The sequence below is a fragment of the Pseudomonas sp. KH_046_1 genome (genome assembly GCF_057839025.1).
This window is the reverse complement of record NZ_CM174481.1, coordinates 1,571,869-1,588,029: the sequence shown is the minus strand read 5'-3', so window position 1 is coordinate 1,588,029 and position 16,161 is coordinate 1,571,869. Positions and strand designations below refer to the sequence as shown.

Below are 16,161 nucleotides of genomic sequence, written 5' to 3'. Positions count from 1 at the left end.
AGGATCTGCACCGGCAGAGAGAACTACCCCCACCTCCTCGAAGAACGATCATGAAAGAAGCCGCCCTTCGTGCTGTCGTACATCGCTACATCAGCCGCCTGCTGGAAGGTCGGGATGACTTCGACGACAACGCCAGCCTGGCGCAGTTGGGATTGGATAAAAAAGATATCGAAGAGCTGATCTTCCATCTGGAAGATGAACTGGATGTCACGGCGTTTACCGCGGAGGAAGACCGGATGCTCAAGACCGCCAGGACGGCGAATGATTTGAGCCGGTTCTTGCTGGAGATCGGGCGGTACTAAGGCTGTTGATCAAACGTACACGAAGCGGCAAGGGAGCTTGCTCCCTCGCCACGGGAAACCTTTCACCTGTCAGATGATATCTGCCATTACCGGCGTCGCTGCTGGCGCCGACGCTGTTCGTCGTCAGTACGAACAGGCACAGGTTGCAGAGGCGGTTCGATCAAACCGAGAGCCACGCCCAGGTCATGCAGCCAGTTTTGGATTTTCTCTTTCATGGTGCCCCCTTCAGGGTAGTGCCGAGCGGCCAAAGTTCTGTAGCCCCTTCGTACAGATAATAGTCCGAAGTCCTACGCAATGCTCGCGCAAAGTCACAATGATCTGTTACTGAATCCATCACAATCAGCCTGTGTTCAGGCAATTTCCCGTGCCCGCACCCGTGCCGGGGGAAAAACCACCTGTTGCTGCTCGATCCAGGCATTCAGGTTGGCCCCGACCATGCCCTTGCGCCACATCAGCCAGGTGGTAGCACTGGCGAACGGCTCGGCCAACGGATGCACAGCCACACTCTCACGACCCGGCAGACTGGCGAGCATCGACTCCGACATCAGCGCCACACCTGAACCGGCAATCACACATGCCAGCATCCCCGGATAGGACTCGATCTCCATCGCCCGACCCATGGCCGCGTGGTCATGGGCGAACCAGGCTTCCAGTCGCATGCGGTAGGAGCAGCCCTGGCGAAAGGTGAACACCGAGCGACCTTGCACATCCAGCGCGCTGCGCACGGGTGGATGGTCGGCCTCGCTAATCAGCACCAAGCGCTCGTCGCACAAGGGCACCCCGTCGAGCCCGGCCAGTTCCAGGGGGCCATCCACCAGCGCCGCATCGAGTCGACCGGTGAGCAGGCCTTCGAGCAATTCACCGCTGGGGCCGGATTGCACTTGCAGGTTCACCGTCGGATACAAACGGTGGTAGTGCGCCAACAGCCCCGGAAGGTGAATCGCTGCCGTGCTGTACATGGTGCCGAGCACGAAGTCGCCCGCCGGTTGCCCGCCCTGCACTGCCGCGCTGGCTTCATCGTGCAAGGCAAACAGTTTGGCGGTGTAGTCCAGCAGGACTTTTCCCGCAGGCGACAACTGCAAGCGCTGACGTTCGCGCAGGAACAGTTCGACGCCCAGTTGCTCTTCCAGCTGTTTGAGCCGGGTCGACAGGTTCGAGGGCACTCGATGCAGACGTTCGGCGGCACGGGTTATGGACCCCTCCTCCGCCACCGCCTGGAAGATGCGCAATTGGCTGAACTCCACGACACTCTCCGAAAAAGAACAAGTTACTCACTATTATTCATTTTTAAAGAAAGTCAATCAGTCCTAGCCTGACGGTCATTGATCCTCCATACGGAATCCAGACCATGTCTCCCCTGATCCGCTTATCCGCCAGTTTCGTTGCCCTGATGATGGCCATGGGCATCGGCCGTTTTGCCCTGACACCGCAACTGCCGCACCTGCTCAGCGAAGGTCAGATCGACCTGACCGCCGCCGGACTGATTGCCGCCGCCAACTACCTCGGGTATTTCATTGGTGCGGTGGACGCGATGTTTTCCCGGCGTCCACCGCAAGTGCGCCGGCGCTTGCTCGGCGGATTGTGGCTTTGCGTGCTGCTGACCCTGGCGTCGTTCTGGGCCAATGGTTTCTGGTCGCACCTGCTGCTGCGCTTCGGCACCGGCGTGGCCAGCGCCTGGGTGTTGGTGATGATTACCGCCCTGAGCCAACCACTTGCGGCAGCGGCCGGTCGTCCTCGGCTCGGTGCCCTGGTCTTTGCCGGACCGGGCTTGGGGATTTTTCTGACAGGTTTGTTGGCCCTGGGCTCGAATCTGCTGGACCAGACTTCCGCCACCTTGTGGCTGGTGTACGCCGCCGCAGGGCTGGCGATGCTGCTGGGGATCCTGCCGTTCCTGCCACAACCGGGTGTCACCGCGACGGCTGCACCCAGCGCCAGCGCCTCGGGCAATCAAGGCATCGCTCGCCTGGGCTGGATCTATGCCTTGTACGGATTGGGCTACATCATTCCGGCGACCTTTTTGTCGCAAATGGCCAACGCGCAATTCCATGGCCAATGGCAGGCCGACCTGTTCTGGCCGTGCTTTGGCCTGGCGGCGGCAACCGGCGTGGTGCTGGTGAGTCTGCGGCGGCAAAAACCCGGTGCCACGGGTCACTGGCTGATGGCGACGTTATGGCTGCAAGCCGCTGGTGTGTTCGCCTGCCTGCTGGGCAACGGTCCAGGTCTGGCATTGGGCGTGATCCTGTGCGGCACGCCGTTCCTGGCCTGCATGCAACTGGTGATGCAACGTTCCCGGGAACTGGCGCCCCACGCTACCCAGCGCAATGCCGGCCTGCTGACAGCCTGCTTTGCCGTGGGCCAGCTCAGCGGGCCATTGCTGGCGGCGCTGAGCAGTCATTTCAGTGGTGGTTTGCAGCCGGCACTGGTGGTCGCCGGCTGTGGCTTGCTGATCGCCGGCGGTCTGTTGCTCGCGCCGGTCAGTGCTGCCCGAGGGCTTTGCGCAAACGACGGCGCAACCACTGTTCGGCGCTGACAAAGGTGATGCCCGCCAATACCAGCACGGCACCGATGACGAAGTTCAGGCTCAGTTCCTCGCCGAGCAGCACCACACCGAAGGTGACGCCGAACAATGGCGTCATGAACGAAAACACCGCGAGGTTGGCCGCCAGGTAACGGCGCAGCAGCCAGAACCAGATCAGGTAACTGAAGAACGACACGACCACGCCCTGAAACAGCACACTGGCCACCGCCACATGGGTCAGGCTGACATGGGTGATCTGGCCGCTGAGCAGCGCAATCAACAACAAGCCGAAGAAGCCGACAATCAACTGATAGAACAGCGTCAGGGTCACCGGCGCTTCCGACAGGCGCGAGGCGCGCACCACCACCGTGGTCGCGCCCCAGGCGGCACCCGCCAGCACACCCAGGGCATCGCCCATCAACATGCGGTAATCAAGGTTGTCCCAGGACACCCCGCCGGCAAACGCGATGGCAATCCCGATAAAGGCCAGGACAATCCCCAGCCATTGCAACGGCCGCAATCGCTCACTGGGCAGCAACCAGTGCACCCCCAATGCGGTGAAGATCGGCGCCGTATAGAGGAACACCGACATGTGCGCCGCCGTGGTCAGTTGCAGGCCTTCGGAAATGAAGAAGAATTCCAGGCCGAACAGGGCACCGGCCAGCAGACCGCCGCGCCAGGTCGCACCCACCTGGTTCCAACCGCCCTTCCAGCAGATCAGCAGCCCGACCAGCAACGCCGACATACCGGAACGTCCGGCCGCCTGCATCACCGGCGCGATATCTGCCGCCGCCCACTTGATCATCACCTGCTGCACGCCCCAGACCAGGCACAACCCGACCATCACTTGCAGGGCAAACCCGTCGGCGCTGCGCCGGGTGGCGGTCACCGGAACACCTCGAAGACACAATCCATGGCAAAGACTCGGCAGTAAAAAAGCAAAACCCCGGCCTTCTCGTTGAAAAGAAATCACCGGGGCGAAAAATCATGTTGTCGATTATTAACCAGAAAGCCAGAAAATGCCGCCCGCCAGAGACCTCTACTTCTCTGCTTGCGCCATCCTGGCCCTCTGTATTGTCAGTGCATCAACTGAGTTCGATGCAATCGGCATGAATGACAATCTGGCCATTCTTGTACAACGCACCGATGGCCTTCTTGAAGTTGCCCTTGCTGACACCAAACAGGCTGCTGATCAACGCCGGATCGCTCTTGTCGCTCACCGCCAGGCTGCCGTTGTTTTCGCGCAACTTGGCGAGGATCTTCGAGTTCAGGCTGGTGGCCGCTTCCTGGCCGACCGGTTGCAGGCTCAGGCTGATCTTGCCGTCGGCGCGAACTTCCTTGATAAAGCCCTTTTCTTCTTTACCGGCGCGCATGAACTTGAAGATTTCGTTCTTGTGGATCAGGCCCCAATGCTTGTTGTTGATGATGGCCTTGAAGCCCATGTCCGTGGCTTCGGCCACCAGCAGATCCACTTCCTGGCCCGCGGTGTAGTTGGCCGGGGTCTTGTCCAGGTAGCGGTCCAGGCGCGCGGTGGCGGTGATGCGACGGGTGTGCTTGTCCAGGTAGACGTGCACCACCACATACTCGCCAGCCGTCATCTGGCGCTTCTCTTCGGAGAACGGCAGCAACAGGTCTTTCGGCAACCCCCAGTCCAGGAATACGCCGATGCTGTTGACTTCAACAACTTTCAAACTGGCGAATTCACCGACTTGAACTTTCGGCTTTTCAGTAGTTGCGATGAGTTTGTCATCGCTGTCCAGATAAATAAAAACGTTGAGCCAGTCTTCATCTTCGGTAGGAATATCTTTTGGAATATAACGATTAGGCAGAAGGATTTCGCCATCCGCGCCACCGTCCAGATATAAACCGAAGTTAGTGTGTTTAACCACTTGCAAACTGTTGTAACGCCCGACTAAAGCCATTTCCAATACCCTCATTGCGTGGGCGGCATTCTACCCGGTTTTAAGCGCCGCGTTCGGCAGCCGGCCCGATGGCGCGAGAAAATCCTCTGAAACCCTTAACTTTCCCGGGTTTTCATCCCGCGCCCGGCCGCTCGTCAGGCCGCTCCGGGCATTTACGCCATGCCCAGGCAAGCATGACGCGGTATTTTTCCAGGCAATGTTCTTAGTTAAAACAGCGGCTTAGGTGCATATTTCGAATATTCGCCGGGGACTAATTACCCCGCCATCACGAATATGCCGAGGGGATATTTGCCAAGCAATTATCAGGTAATTCCTGTACGATGCCTGGCCAAGTTAATTTTCTACAGGTTAATGGCCGCCATGCGCGTAAAAGCATCCACCAGCAAAGCAAAGCCAGCTCCAGCCGTCGAAACCAGCGAATCGATCAACAGCCAGATCGCTGCGTTCCTCAAGTCCGGCGGTGAAATCCAGCAAATTGCCAAAGGCGTCAGCGGCCAGACGTTCGGCCCGTCCAAGCAGATCACTCTGGGCAAAAAGTAACCCCCTCGCGTCACCTGGTCCCAAAGCGCTTTGAGCTTCGAAGCGCTTGGACTGGAACCCTCGATACTCCTCTGGCACTCCCTCAAATCCCGTAGAAATCGACGAACGGCCTTCATTGCCGATCATTCGCCGGTATCCTTGCACACGTCTGGATCAAGCGTTTCAGCGGGCCCGCCAGCCTGTCCTCGCTGTTCATGGAGTGACGCATGTTCAAACCTTTCTATCTATCGGCATTGCTCGCCGGCCTGCTGGCCTGCTCCGTAGCCCACGCACAAATCTTTCAGCGTGAGCTGGGTGCCTTCGACCTCAAGCTCGGCACCACCCCCACCCGCAGCATGGCCCAGGGCCTGGTCAAACCCTCGGCCGTCGGCTCGTTCCACGGTGGCCTGGACCTGAGCCACGACAGCGGTTTCTACGTGGGCCAATGGTCGCCCAGCATGGGCATCAGCCCGGGGAAAGACCTCGAGATCGACTCCTACATGGGTTTTAAACAACCCTTCGACCAGACCCTGGGCTACGAAGTGGGCCTGATCCGCTATAGCTACCCCGAAGTCACCACCCCTGACAGCCAGGAACTGTTCGGCGGCCTGACCTTGCTCGGCAGCCGTTTCGGCATCGCCTTCAGCAATGACCCGGACAAACAGAACAACACCCTGTTCGCTGACTTGAGCGGCAATCAACCGTTCGGTGTCGGTGTCAGCCTGAAATACACCACTCACCAATTCAATACGCCAGTGGCGGTGGATGGCGGGTATGTAGGCAGTTTTACCGATTGGTCGCTGAAATTGTCCCGCCCGTTCATGGGCATCGACCTCGACCTGATCTACAGTGACTCCAGCCTGAGCGGCAGCGGTTGCTCGGCCTATGCCGGGCACAACAACCAATGCGACGGGCTGGTGACGCTCAAGGCCGAACACGCGTTCTATTGATCGGCTTGAACTGCCGGGCTCCTCCCGGGTTCACATGAGAATCAGACCCCGAAGACTGGCTTTCGCAAGGATTCGCCCATGTCCCGCTGGTTCAAACATATCGTCGTTGTGCTGAGCGTTTCCCTCGCCCTCGGCGCGTGCAGCCGCGTGGGCCTGGCCTACCGCAATCTCGATGTGATCATCCCGTGGACACTCAGCGACTACCTGGACATGAACGGCGAGCAAAAAAGCTGGCTGAACGAACGCCTGAAGGAACACCTGAGCTGGCACTGCACCACCCAACTGCCCGGCTACCTCGACTGGCTGGACCGCCTGCAAACCATGATCGCCACCAACCAGGTCACCGACGCCGCCTTGCAGGCCCGCGCCCACGAAGCCGAACAAGCGATCGCCGAGACCGCGCGGGAAATCACCCCGTCGGCCATCGAGTTGCTGCAAAGGCTGGATGACAAGCAAGTCGCCGAAATGAACGACGCTTTTGCCAAGGACCAGCGCAAACGCCAGGAGCAATACCTCAAACCTTCCCTCGACCAGCAGATCAAAGAACGCGGTGCGCGCATGGAGAAGCGTCTGAACGACTGGCTCGGGCCACTGAGCACCACCCAGCGACAGCGGGTAGCCACATGGTCTAGCGCCTTGGGCGAGCAGAACACCCAGTGGCTTGCCAACCGGGTCCATTGGCAAAAGCAGTTCAGCGCGGCTGTTGCGCAACGCCAGAGTCCGCAGTTCCCACAACGCATCGAGACACTTCTGGTCAATCGCGAGAGCTTGTGGACGCCCGCCTATCGTCAGGCCTTTGCCAACACCGAGGCCCAGGCACGTGCGCTGTTCGTGGATCTGATGGCTGACAGCACGCCGAACCAGCGTGAGCGTCTGCTGAAGAAAATTGAGGGTGTAAGGAAGGACTTCAGCGACTTGAAGTGCCTGAAAGCCGGGAAACAAGGCTGAGGACAACGCAAGACCAATGTGGGAGCGAGCCTGCTCGCGATTGCGGTGTGTCAGTCAATATCAATACTGAATGTGACATCGCAATCGCGAGCAAGCTCGCTCCCACAGAGTGTTTCCACAGGATTGCATGAGAACCTCAGGCAATCTGCGCCTTCGACGCCACCTCATCAAACGTCATCTCATCCAGCGCATCCTCCTGCTCGTCCAGCACCTGCCGCGGGTGATCATTGCCGGGAATACTACTGTCGATCAGGCTCAACAAACGCGAACCCCGCGCCGTCAAAATATAATTGGCACCCGTGCCACCCTCGTCCTCCGGTCGCGGCTCGATATAGCCACGCACCAGCAGTAGCTTTTCGTACTCTCCAGCCACCGTTTTCAAGTGATCAAGATTTTCAATCGGCTCGCCTTCCGCGGCCTTCTGCGCGGCATGCTGTTCGGCGTACGGCCGCGGCGTGAAGCTGTGGCCCGCACTGTTTTGCACTTCATGCAGCAAGCGCTCAATCAAGTCCCAGTTGTAAGTCGTCATCCTGATTCAACCTCCGGTACCCGTTCGATTGATGCCCGTGCAATTGAACGGGCCTTACAGGTTGTGACCGGTACACCCGGCCGCCGTTCAGCCGGGCGTTTGCAGACGACCGACCGGCGGCATGTCGAAATCCATGCAAGCCAAACGACTAGGCTGTGTAAGTCACCTCCCCGCCCCACGCAGGAGAAAACAACATGAATATTCAGAATCATCCCGTCGTATCGCGGGAAGAATGGCTCACCGCCCGCAAACAGCACCTGGCCCACGAAAAAGCCTTCACCAAGGAAAGGGACAAACTCAGCGCCGAACGCCGCGCCCTGCCCTGGGTGAAAATCGACAAGGACTACCACTTCCAGGGGCCCAACGGCGAAATGAAACTGGCGGACCTGTTCGGGGGGCGCAGCCAGTTGGTCATCTACCACTTCATGTTCGCCGAGGGCTGGGACGAGGGCTGCCCCGGTTGCTCGTACCTGAGCGATCACATCGACGGCGCCAACCAGCACCTGGCCCACCATGACGTGGCCGTGGTGGCGGTTTCCCACGCACCGTTCGCCGAATTCCAGGCGTTCAAGCGGCGCATGGGCTGGAAATTCGACTGGGTGTCGTCAGAAGGATGCGATTTCAACTACGACTTTGGCGTCACCGCCCGAGCTGAAGACGTCGCCGCCGGAAAGGCTACGTACAACTACGAAAAAACCGACGGTTCCGAGGAAGAACTCCCCGGTCTCAGCGTGTTTTATCGCAATGACGCCGGCGAAATTTTCCATACCTACTCCACCTATGCCCGGGGCCTGGACATGCTGGTCGGCGCCTACAACTACCTCGACCTGACGCCCAAGGGGCGCAACGAAGAAGAAATCATGGAGTGGGTGCGACATCATGACAAATATGAGGAACAGGAGAAGTCGAGCTGCTGTCATGGTGGTTAGCCCCAGACAGCGAGGCGCGGCCTTCGCGGGCAAGCCACGCTCCCACAGTTTCTGTGTTGTTCACAAAACCTGTGGGCTTGCCCGCGACGGAGCCCTGACAATTACAGACTGAACTTTCCTCTGGGCCAGCGCTCAACCGGTTAACCCGCCTTGACCGAAGCTGAGGCCCGCCCCCATGAAACCACTGCTGAAGAAGCTCACTCTCGCCGCTGCCCTCACCTGCGCCCTGCCCGCCTGGGCCTGCACCCTCGATGAAGCCACCGCCAAGCGCGAACAACTGGCCCGGGAAGTGGCCAGGCTCACCGAGCAAAACCCGACCAAGGCCAAGGAGATGAATGATGAGTTGCAGAAAATGGATCTGGGCACTGCCTCCAAAGACCTTCCGGACAAGTGTCAGTTGATTGACCAGCGTTTGAAGGAATTGGAGTCCGCCGAGAAGAAAGCCGAAGGCTGATAAACGCCAGGCAAAAAAAACCCGGACACTGTCCGGGTTTTTCACAGGCCGTCTACAACGACTTACTCAGCCGCTGGCGCTTCCGGCTTGCGGCGCTTGAGCGGGGCCATGCCGTCCTTGCTGACCAGGGAGTCGCTCTTCGGCCGGTTGGCGCTCTTGCGCTTGGTCGGGGTCTTGGCGGCGGTTTTCTTCTTGTCGCCCTTGGCGTCGGTCTTTTTCTTCTTCACGCCGACGGCCTTGCCCGAGGCCTTGACCTTTTTCGGTCCGCCGTAGGTGCCTTTGACTTCCTTGATGGTACGGCGCTCGAAGCTCTGCTTGAGGTAGCGCTCGATGCTCGACATCAGGTTCCAGTCGCCGTGGCAGATCAGCGAGATGGCCAGGCCGTCGTTACCGGCGCGGCCGGTACGACCGATGCGGTGCACGTATTCGTCGCCGCTGCGCGGCATGTCGAAGTTGATCACCAGGTCCAGGCCGTCCACGTCCAGACCGCGAGCGGCGACGTCGGTGGCCACGAGGATTTTCACGCCGCCCTGCTTCAGGCGGTCGATCGCCAGTTTGCGATCCTTCTGGTCTTTCTCGCCGTGCAGCACGAACGCCTTGTATTCCTGCGCCACCAGGCGGCCGTAGATACGGTCGGCCATGGCCCGGGTGTTGGTGAAGACGATGGCCTTCTGGTAGGTCTCGTTGGCCAGCAGCCAGTTGACGATCTGTTCTTTGTGCTGGTTGTGGTCAGCGGTGATGATTTGCTGACGGGTGGTTTCGTTCAGCTGGCTGACCGCGTTGAGCTGCAAGTGCTCAGGGTTGTTCAGGACTTTGGCGATCATCTCGCGCAGGCCCGAACCACCGGTGGTGGCGGAGAACAGCATGGTCTGCTGACGGTTGGTGCACTCGTCCACCAGACGCTGAACGTCATCGGCGAAGCCCATGTCGAGCATACGGTCGGCTTCGTCGAGCACCAGTACTTCAACTTCTTTCAAGTCGAGGTTGCCGGCGTTCAATTGCTCGATCATCCGGCCCGGCGTACCGATCAGGATGTCCGGCACCTTGCGCAGCATGGCAGCCTGGACCTTGAAGTCTTCGCCGCCGGTGATCAGGCCGGACTTGATGAAGGTGAACTGCGAGAAACGTTCAACTTCTTTCAAGGTCTGCTGGGCCAGTTCGCGGGTCGGCAGCAGGATCAGGGTCTTGATGCTGACACGGATTTTCGCCGGGCCGATCAGACGGTTGAGGATGGGCAAAACGAATGCAGCGGTTTTGCCGCTACCGGTTTGCGCCGTCACCCGCAGGTCACGCCCCTGGAGCGCCAGCGGGATGGCCGCGGCTTGCACAGGCGTTGGCTCGACAAATTTCAGCTCGGCCACGGCTTTGAGCAGGCGTTCGTGCAGGGCGAATTGGGAAAACACGGGTGCTACCTCGAAGAAATGCAAAAAAACAGCTGCATAGGGTAACGGTTTCGAGCGCTCAGGCCGAGTTTCTTTATACAAATGGCGGTAAACAGTTGGTTTTTTGTTGCCTGATTTTTCCCGAAACGTAATACAAAGCGTCTTAAATGCTCTAATCCCCTCTCGCGCCTTACAGAAGAATCGTTTTCGACCATGGATATCAAACAGCTCTGGACCAATGTCCTGGACCTTTGGGGTGCCCTCGACCAGCACCCGCTCGTGCACTCCAGCCTGTCGCTGTTGCTGCTGTTGGCAATTGCGCTGTTCCTCGGACGGGTGGCGCGTTACCTCATTCTGCACGCGGCAAAAATGCTCGGCCGCCAACCGGCCTTGCACTGGGTCAATGATTTTCTGCAGAACAAGGTGTTCCATCGCCTGGCGCAGATCACGCCTTCGCTGGTGCTCCAGTTCGGTCTCAATCTGGTGCCGGACCTGAGCAAAACCAGCCTGAATTTCCTCGGCAACGTCGCCCTGTCCTTCACCTTCCTGTTTCTGCTGCTGGCGGTCAGTGCCCTGCTCAACGCCCTGCTGGACATCTACGCCCGCACCGAGCACGCCCGCACCCGCTCGATCAAGGGCTATGTGCAACTGGCGAAAATGGTGTTGTACATATTTGGCGCGATCATCATCGTCGCCACGCTGATCGACCGCTCGCCGCTGTTGCTGCTGTCGGGCCTGGGTGCCATGTCGGCGGTGATTCTGTTGGTCTACAAGGACACGCTGCTGTCGTTCGTCGCCAGCGTGCAGTTGACCAGCAACGACATGCTGCGGGTCGGCGACTGGATCGAAATGCCCCAGGTGGGCGCCGACGGCGATGTGGTGGACATCACGCTGCACACGGTCAAGGTGCAGAACTTCGACAAGACCATCGTCTCGATCCCGACCTGGCGCCTGATGTCCGAGTCGTTCAAGAACTGGCGCGGCATGCAGGCTTCCGGTGGCCGCCGGATCAAACGCAGCCTGTTCATCGACGCCAGCGGCGTACGCTTTTTGCGGGACGACGAAGAGCAGAAGCTGTCCCAGGTGCACTTGCTCACCGACTACATGACCCGCAAACAGGCCGAACTCAAGGCCTGGAACGAAGCCCAGGGCAACGTCGCGGCCATGTCGGCCAATCGCCGGCGGATGACCAACATCGGCACTTTCCGCGCCTATGCGCTGGCCTACCTGAAGTGTCACCCGGGGATCCAGCCGAACATGACCTGCATGGTGCGCCAGATGCAGACCACGGCCCAGGGTATTCCGCTGGAAATCTACTGCTTCACCCGCACCACGGCGTGGGCCGATTACGAGCGGATCCAGGGGGATATTTTCGACTACCTGCTGGCGGTGCTGCCGGAGTTTGGGTTGAGTCTTTATCAGCAGCCGAGCGGATCGGATTTGCGTGCGGGGATATTGCCGGCGGTACTGGGCGCGAGCCATATTCCCGAAGCCGAAAAACGCAGGGTGTAACACCAAAAAACAAATGTGGGAGCGGGCTTGCTCGCGAATGCGGTGGGTCATTCAACATTGATGTCGACTGACACTCCGTTTTCGCGAGCAAGCCCGCTCCCACATGAACCGCATCGTTACTGATGTATTTATGGATTACTTCACCTGCCGCTGCGGTGCCTTGTGCACCATGGTGTAGGCGTAATCCACGCCCATGCCGTACGCGCCGCTGTGTTCCAGCACCAGTTCCATCACCGCCTCGTAAGTATCCTTGTGCGCCCAGTCACGCTGGTATTCGAGCAACACTTGTTGCCAGGTCACCGGCACCGCGCCGGCCTGAATCATCCGTTGCACCGACATGTCGTGGGCTTCCTTGCTGGTGCCGCCGGAGGCGTCGGTGACGATGTACACCTCGTAGCCTTCAGCCAGGGCTTCCAGTGCCGGGAAAGTCAGGCAGACCTCGGTCCACAGCGCAGCAATGATCAGCTTCTTGCGACCAGTGGCTTTCACCGCGTCGACCAATGCCTTGTCTTCCCAGGAGTTCATCGAAGTGCGCTCGATCGGCTGTTGATCCGGGTGCACCGCCAGCAATTCGGGCCAGATGTAACCGCTGAAGCTTTCGGTTTCGACCGAGGTGTAGATAGTCGGTACGTTGAAGATCTTCGCCGCCTTGGCCAGGCCCACGGTGTTGTTCTTCAGGGTCTGGCGGTCGATGGACTGCACGCCGAAAGCCATTTGCGGCTGGTGGTCGATCAGGATCAGGGCGGAGTTGGTTGGGTTGAGCAGTTCACGAATAGACATGGCGCGTTCCTTTTGATGTCGATACTTCGAATGGGTAAGGGGTTAGTCGACCTTGCCTTCAGCGGCGTTGTTGTCGGCTTGGATGTCACTTTAGGGGCTGGCTATAAAAGGGACAATTACCTAAAATCGAGAATCATTGATTCAAAAATAGGGACAATATGGATCGCATCGAATGCATGCGCGCCTTCGTCGTCACGGTCGGCGAGAACGGCTTCGCTGCAGCCGCCCGGGCCATGGACGTGCCGCGCTCGAAAGTCAGCAAACAGATTCAGGCACTGGAAGAAGCCATCGGTGTGCAATTGCTGCAACGCACCACCCGCAGCCTGCACCTGACCGAGGCCGGGGCCGAGTATTTCGATGCAGCACGGGAGGTGCTGGCGGCACTGGACGAGGCCGAGCAACGCGCCCGTGACGGCATCGGCGAGTTACGCGGTGTATTGCGGGTCAATGCGCCGATGTCGTTCGGTCTTCGGCGGCTGGGGCCATTGATTCCGCTGTTTCATGAACAGCACCCGAACATCGAGCTGCAACTGGTGCTCAGCGACCAGCAGGTCGACCCGGTGCGGGGTGGATTTGATGTAACCATCCGCATCGCCAGCATGCCCGACTCGACGATGATCGCCCGGCAACTGGCACCCGCGCCGCGCATCATGGTGGCGTCCCCGGCTTATCTCGAACGCGCGGGCGTTCCGCAGACTCCGCAGGATCTGCGCGCCCATCAATGCCTGAACTACGGGTATCTGCAGAGCGGAGTCAGCCTGCAACTGTGCAATGGCAAGGAAACCCAGCGGGTGAATGTCACCGGCCCACTGCACGCCAACAACGGCGACTTGCTGGCCCAGGCCGCCGAAGCCGGCATGGGCATCGCCCTGCTGCCCGACTTCATAGTCGAGGATGCGCTGGCGGCCGGGCGACTGGTGCCGGTGCTGTGTGACTGGCAGGCCCCGGCGATCACCATCAACGCGGTGTATTCGTCAGCGCGACGGGTGCCGCAGAAGACCCGCGCGTTTATCGAGTTTCTGGTGGGGCAACTGGCGCCGAAGTGATTTTCGAGATCACGCTATCTATTGTGGGAGCGGGCTTGCCACCAACGACTGGCGTATACCCAACCGACTAATCCACACCGCCAGCAAAATCACCGAACCGCCGAGCAACAACCGCCCCAGTTCTTCATGCTGGTTCCAGATCAGCAGGTTGATCAGCAACCCCACCGGCACATGCAGGTTGTTCATCACTGCCAGCGTCCCGCCGTTGACCATGCACGCACCCTTGTTCCACCAGTAGAGCCCCAAAGCGGTCGAGACCAGGCCGAGGAACAGCAGAACGCCCCATTGCAGCGGCGCTTCGGGCAGGAAGTTCTGTTTGCCGAACAGCAGAAACGCCGGCAACACCACCGCCAGTGCGCCGAGGTAGAAGTAGCCGAAGCGCCGGTAATGCGGCAGATCACTCGGGTGGCGTGCGACCAGGTGTTTGTAGAGCACCTGGCCAGCGGCATAAGTGAAGTTGGCCAGTTGCAGCAACAGGAACCCCATGAAGAAGTCCGGGTTGATCCGGTCAAAGCGAATCACCGCCGCCCCCGCCACCGCCACCAGCGCCGCGACCAGGGCCCAGGGATTGAAGCGACGATTGAGCGCATCTTCGATCAGTGTCACGTGCAGCGGCGTGAGGATAGTGAACAGCAACACTTCCGGCACCGTCAGTACGCGAAAGCTCAGGTACAGGCAGACGTAGGTCACGCCAAACTGCAACGCGCCGATCAGCAGCATGCCGCGCATGAATGCCGGCTCAACCGAGCGCCAGCGGGTCAGCGGGATGAACACCAGCCCTGCCAGCAGTACGCGTACCAACACGGCGAAGTAACTGTCGACATGACCGGCCAGGTATTCGCCGATCAAACTGAAGGAAAACGCCTGGATCAGCGTGACAAAAAGTAGATAGCCCATGCTCGCCTCATTTCGAATGGCGGCGACGATAGCGGTTTTTGCTGCTGATCGCGAACGCTAAACCAACACAAAACCTGTGGGAGCGAGCCTGCTCGCGAAGACGGTGCGCCAGACACATAGATGCTGGATGTGCCGACGCTTTCGCGAGCAGGCTCGCTCCCACAGGGTTGCGTGGGTGTCTATAAAATCACAGGCAAAAAAAAGCCCGATCTCGCTAAAGCGTTCAATCGGGCCAGGGCACTCAGGAGCAACCAGTGCGAAGGGAGGTTCGATGCGCGTACAGGCTTGAAGGGTTGCGCCAGGTCACTAGACCATCCAGCGATTATCTGGCGATTAACCGGTCAGGCCACTTGCGAGAGCTTGGCGTTTGCCTGGTTCAGGCCTTTCTCCTGGAAGTCACCGCCCAGGTTCATGCCTTCGGCGTGGATGAACGTCACGTCGTGGATGCCGATGAAGCCCATGACCTGGCGCAGGTACGGTTCCTGGTGATCGGCGGTGCTGCCGGCATAGATGCCGCCGCGAGCCGTCAGCACATAGGCACGCTTGCCGCTGAGCAGGCCTTGCGGGCCGGTTTCGGTGTACTTGAAGGTCACGCCGGCACGCAGCACATGGTCGAGCCAGGCTTTCAGAGTGCTGGGGATCGCAAAGTTGTACATGGGCGCGGCCATGACCAGTACATCGGCGGCGAGCAATTCGTCGGTCAACTGGTTGGAGCGTTCCAGGGACGCCTGTTCGATGTCGCTGCGCTGCTCGGCGGGTTTCATCCAGCCACCCAGCAGGTTGATGTCCAGGTGCGGCACCGGCTTGGCGGCCAGGTCCCGGACGGTGATCTGGTCATTCGGGTGAGCGGCTTTCCACTGGCTGATGAAGGTCTGGGTCAGCTGACGGGAAACCGAGTCTTGCTGACGGGCACTGCTTTCGATGATCAGAACGCGGGACATGGGATGTAGCCTCCATCTGAGAATGCTTCAGGTCGATGGAGTGAAGGTTAAACAGAGTCATATCGATGAAAAAGCGCAAATAACTGCTATAACCCATCAATAAATTCGTTTATAAGCAAACCATGCCCCTGTGGGAGCAGGCTTGCTCGCTCCCACAGGAGATTGCTGTCATTTCGGGGTGCAGGTCAGCTCGATGCGCAATTTGATGATGTTGCGGCTGAATTTGGCCGTGGCGTTTTTGTGTTTGCCGGCTGGTACATCGAGCTTGCGAGTGCGGGGGGCTTCCGGGCCATTGATGAAAACGGCCTTGCAGCTCGCATCGACGTCGCCGTAGTTGGCCACCTGAATGGAGCCGATGTCGCTATCCGTGTCGTAGGTCTGGTAATCGATCTTCATGCCGTTGAGGTCTTTTTTCACATCGATCGGGTAAGCCATCGCCGTCAGCGGCAGAAGCGCCAGCAGCACACAACAGAATTTTTTCATTCAGCAGCCTCCAATAAGGGCTGCCAGCTTAGGACAAGAGGAGCTCAAC

The 16,161-nt window shown here is 59.4% G+C and carries 19 protein-coding genes; 9 read left to right on the top strand and 10 right to left on the bottom strand.

What is annotated here, in order from left to right; all coding sequences use genetic code 11:
• The first annotated feature begins 50 nt into the window (after positions 1 to 50).
• The gene (locus AC3IT9_RS07220) at positions 51 to 302 is read left to right on the top strand and encodes an acyl carrier protein (protein ID WP_150724391.1); all 252 of its coding nucleotides are present in this window, start codon (positions 51 to 53) and stop codon (positions 300 to 302) included.
• 86 nt (positions 303 to 388) lie between these two features.
• Here the strand turns inward: AC3IT9_RS07220 and AC3IT9_RS07215 are convergent, their stop codons facing one another.
• Positions 389 to 517, bottom strand: coding sequence for a PA1414 family protein (locus AC3IT9_RS07215; RefSeq protein WP_007972508.1), 129 nt, complete (start codon positions 515 to 517; stop codon positions 389 to 391).
• Between the two features lie 135 nt (positions 518 to 652).
• Entirely contained in the window at positions 653 to 1,546 is an 894-nt protein-coding gene (gene ptrR, locus AC3IT9_RS07210; protein WP_150724390.1) for a putrescine utilization regulator PtrR, read from the bottom strand.
• A 104-nt stretch (positions 1,547 to 1,650) separates the two neighbouring features.
• Between ptrR and AC3IT9_RS07205 the strand changes: the two genes are divergently transcribed.
• Entirely contained in the window at positions 1,651 to 2,832 is a 1,182-nt protein-coding gene (locus AC3IT9_RS07205) for an MFS transporter (RefSeq protein WP_489272522.1), read from the top strand.
• On the opposite strand, the gene AC3IT9_RS07200 is transcribed toward AC3IT9_RS07205, so the two are convergent.
• On the bottom strand, positions 2,777 to 3,709 hold the full coding sequence (locus AC3IT9_RS07200) for a DMT family transporter (protein WP_489272521.1): 933 nt from the start codon (positions 3,707 to 3,709) through the stop codon (positions 2,777 to 2,779). The genes AC3IT9_RS07205 and AC3IT9_RS07200 overlap by 56 nt on opposite strands.
• A gap of 196 nt (positions 3,710 to 3,905) precedes the next feature.
• A complete protein-coding gene (locus AC3IT9_RS07195) occupies positions 3,906 to 4,742 on the bottom strand; it encodes a CvfB family protein (RefSeq protein ID WP_489272519.1) in 837 nt (278 codons plus the stop codon).
• A gap of 351 nt (positions 4,743 to 5,093) precedes the next feature.
• Between AC3IT9_RS07195 and AC3IT9_RS07190 the strand changes: the two genes are divergently transcribed.
• The 3 genes from AC3IT9_RS07190 to AC3IT9_RS07180 all read left to right on the top strand — a co-directional run bounded on the left by AC3IT9_RS07190 (position 5,094) and on the right by AC3IT9_RS07180 (position 7,159).
• Positions 5,094 to 5,282, top strand: coding sequence for a hypothetical protein (locus tag AC3IT9_RS07190; RefSeq protein ID WP_015096330.1), 189 nt, complete (start codon positions 5,094 to 5,096; stop codon positions 5,280 to 5,282).
• Positions 5,283 to 5,488: 206 nt separating this feature from the next.
• On the top strand, positions 5,489 to 6,211 hold the full coding sequence (locus AC3IT9_RS07185; RefSeq protein WP_489272517.1) for a TorF family putative porin: 723 nt from the start codon (positions 5,489 to 5,491) through the stop codon (positions 6,209 to 6,211).
• A 78-nt stretch (positions 6,212 to 6,289) separates the two neighbouring features.
• Positions 6,290 to 7,159 carry a DUF6279 family lipoprotein gene (locus AC3IT9_RS07180; RefSeq protein WP_489272516.1) on the top strand — a complete coding sequence of 290 codons (870 nt, stop codon included), beginning with the start codon at positions 6,290 to 6,292 and terminating at the stop codon, positions 7,157 to 7,159.
• Positions 7,160 to 7,295: 136 nt separating this feature from the next.
• Here AC3IT9_RS07180 and AC3IT9_RS07175 read toward each other — a convergent pair whose 3' ends face one another.
• Positions 7,296 to 7,688 carry a transcriptional regulator gene (locus tag AC3IT9_RS07175; protein ID WP_353742290.1) on the bottom strand — a complete coding sequence of 131 codons (393 nt, stop codon included), beginning with the start codon at positions 7,686 to 7,688 and terminating at the stop codon, positions 7,296 to 7,298.
• 194 nt (positions 7,689 to 7,882) lie between these two features.
• Between AC3IT9_RS07175 and AC3IT9_RS07170 the strand changes: the two genes are divergently transcribed.
• Both AC3IT9_RS07170 and AC3IT9_RS07165 read left to right on the top strand, forming a co-directional pair.
• Positions 7,883 to 8,617 (top strand): DUF899 domain-containing protein, encoded by a 735-nt coding sequence (locus AC3IT9_RS07170; protein ID WP_489272515.1) that lies wholly within the window; start codon positions 7,883 to 7,885, stop codon positions 8,615 to 8,617.
• A gap of 175 nt (positions 8,618 to 8,792) precedes the next feature.
• Positions 8,793 to 9,071 carry a hypothetical protein gene (locus AC3IT9_RS07165; RefSeq protein WP_353742288.1) on the top strand — a complete coding sequence of 93 codons (279 nt, stop codon included), beginning with the start codon at positions 8,793 to 8,795 and terminating at the stop codon, positions 9,069 to 9,071.
• 62 nt (positions 9,072 to 9,133) lie between these two features.
• Here AC3IT9_RS07165 and AC3IT9_RS07160 read toward each other — a convergent pair whose 3' ends face one another.
• Positions 9,134 to 10,474 carry a DEAD/DEAH box helicase gene (locus AC3IT9_RS07160; protein ID WP_046043701.1) on the bottom strand — a complete coding sequence of 447 codons (1,341 nt, stop codon included), beginning with the start codon at positions 10,472 to 10,474 and terminating at the stop codon, positions 9,134 to 9,136.
• A 192-nt stretch (positions 10,475 to 10,666) separates the two neighbouring features.
• Between AC3IT9_RS07160 and AC3IT9_RS07155 the strand changes: the two genes are divergently transcribed.
• Positions 10,667 to 11,965 (top strand): mechanosensitive ion channel family protein, encoded by a 1,299-nt coding sequence (locus AC3IT9_RS07155; protein WP_489272513.1) that lies wholly within the window; start codon positions 10,667 to 10,669, stop codon positions 11,963 to 11,965.
• Positions 11,966 to 12,100: 135 nt separating this feature from the next.
• On the opposite strand, the gene AC3IT9_RS07150 is transcribed toward AC3IT9_RS07155, so the two are convergent.
• Positions 12,101 to 12,745, bottom strand: coding sequence for a hydrolase (locus AC3IT9_RS07150; protein ID WP_150724381.1), 645 nt, complete (start codon positions 12,743 to 12,745; stop codon positions 12,101 to 12,103).
• A 158-nt stretch (positions 12,746 to 12,903) separates the two neighbouring features.
• Here AC3IT9_RS07150 and AC3IT9_RS07145 point away from each other — a divergent pair, with 158 nt between their 5' ends.
• On the top strand, positions 12,904 to 13,791 hold the full coding sequence (locus AC3IT9_RS07145; protein ID WP_150724380.1) for a LysR family transcriptional regulator: 888 nt from the start codon (positions 12,904 to 12,906) through the stop codon (positions 13,789 to 13,791).
• Positions 13,792 to 13,809: 18 nt separating this feature from the next.
• Here the strand turns inward: AC3IT9_RS07145 and AC3IT9_RS07140 are convergent, their stop codons facing one another.
• The 3 genes from AC3IT9_RS07140 to AC3IT9_RS07130 form a co-directional block, all read right to left on the bottom strand.
• Entirely contained in the window at positions 13,810 to 14,688 is an 879-nt protein-coding gene (locus AC3IT9_RS07140; protein ID WP_489272511.1) for a carboxylate/amino acid/amine transporter, read from the bottom strand.
• 341 nt (positions 14,689 to 15,029) lie between these two features.
• Positions 15,030 to 15,629, bottom strand: a complete 600-nt coding sequence (locus tag AC3IT9_RS07135; protein ID WP_150724378.1) for an FMN-dependent NADH-azoreductase — start codon at positions 15,627 to 15,629, stop codon at positions 15,030 to 15,032.
• 168 nt (positions 15,630 to 15,797) lie between these two features.
• Entirely contained in the window at positions 15,798 to 16,112 is a 315-nt protein-coding gene (locus AC3IT9_RS07130; RefSeq protein ID WP_150724377.1) for a 3-phosphoglycerate kinase, read from the bottom strand.
• Between the last annotated feature and the right edge of the window lie 49 nt (positions 16,113 to 16,161).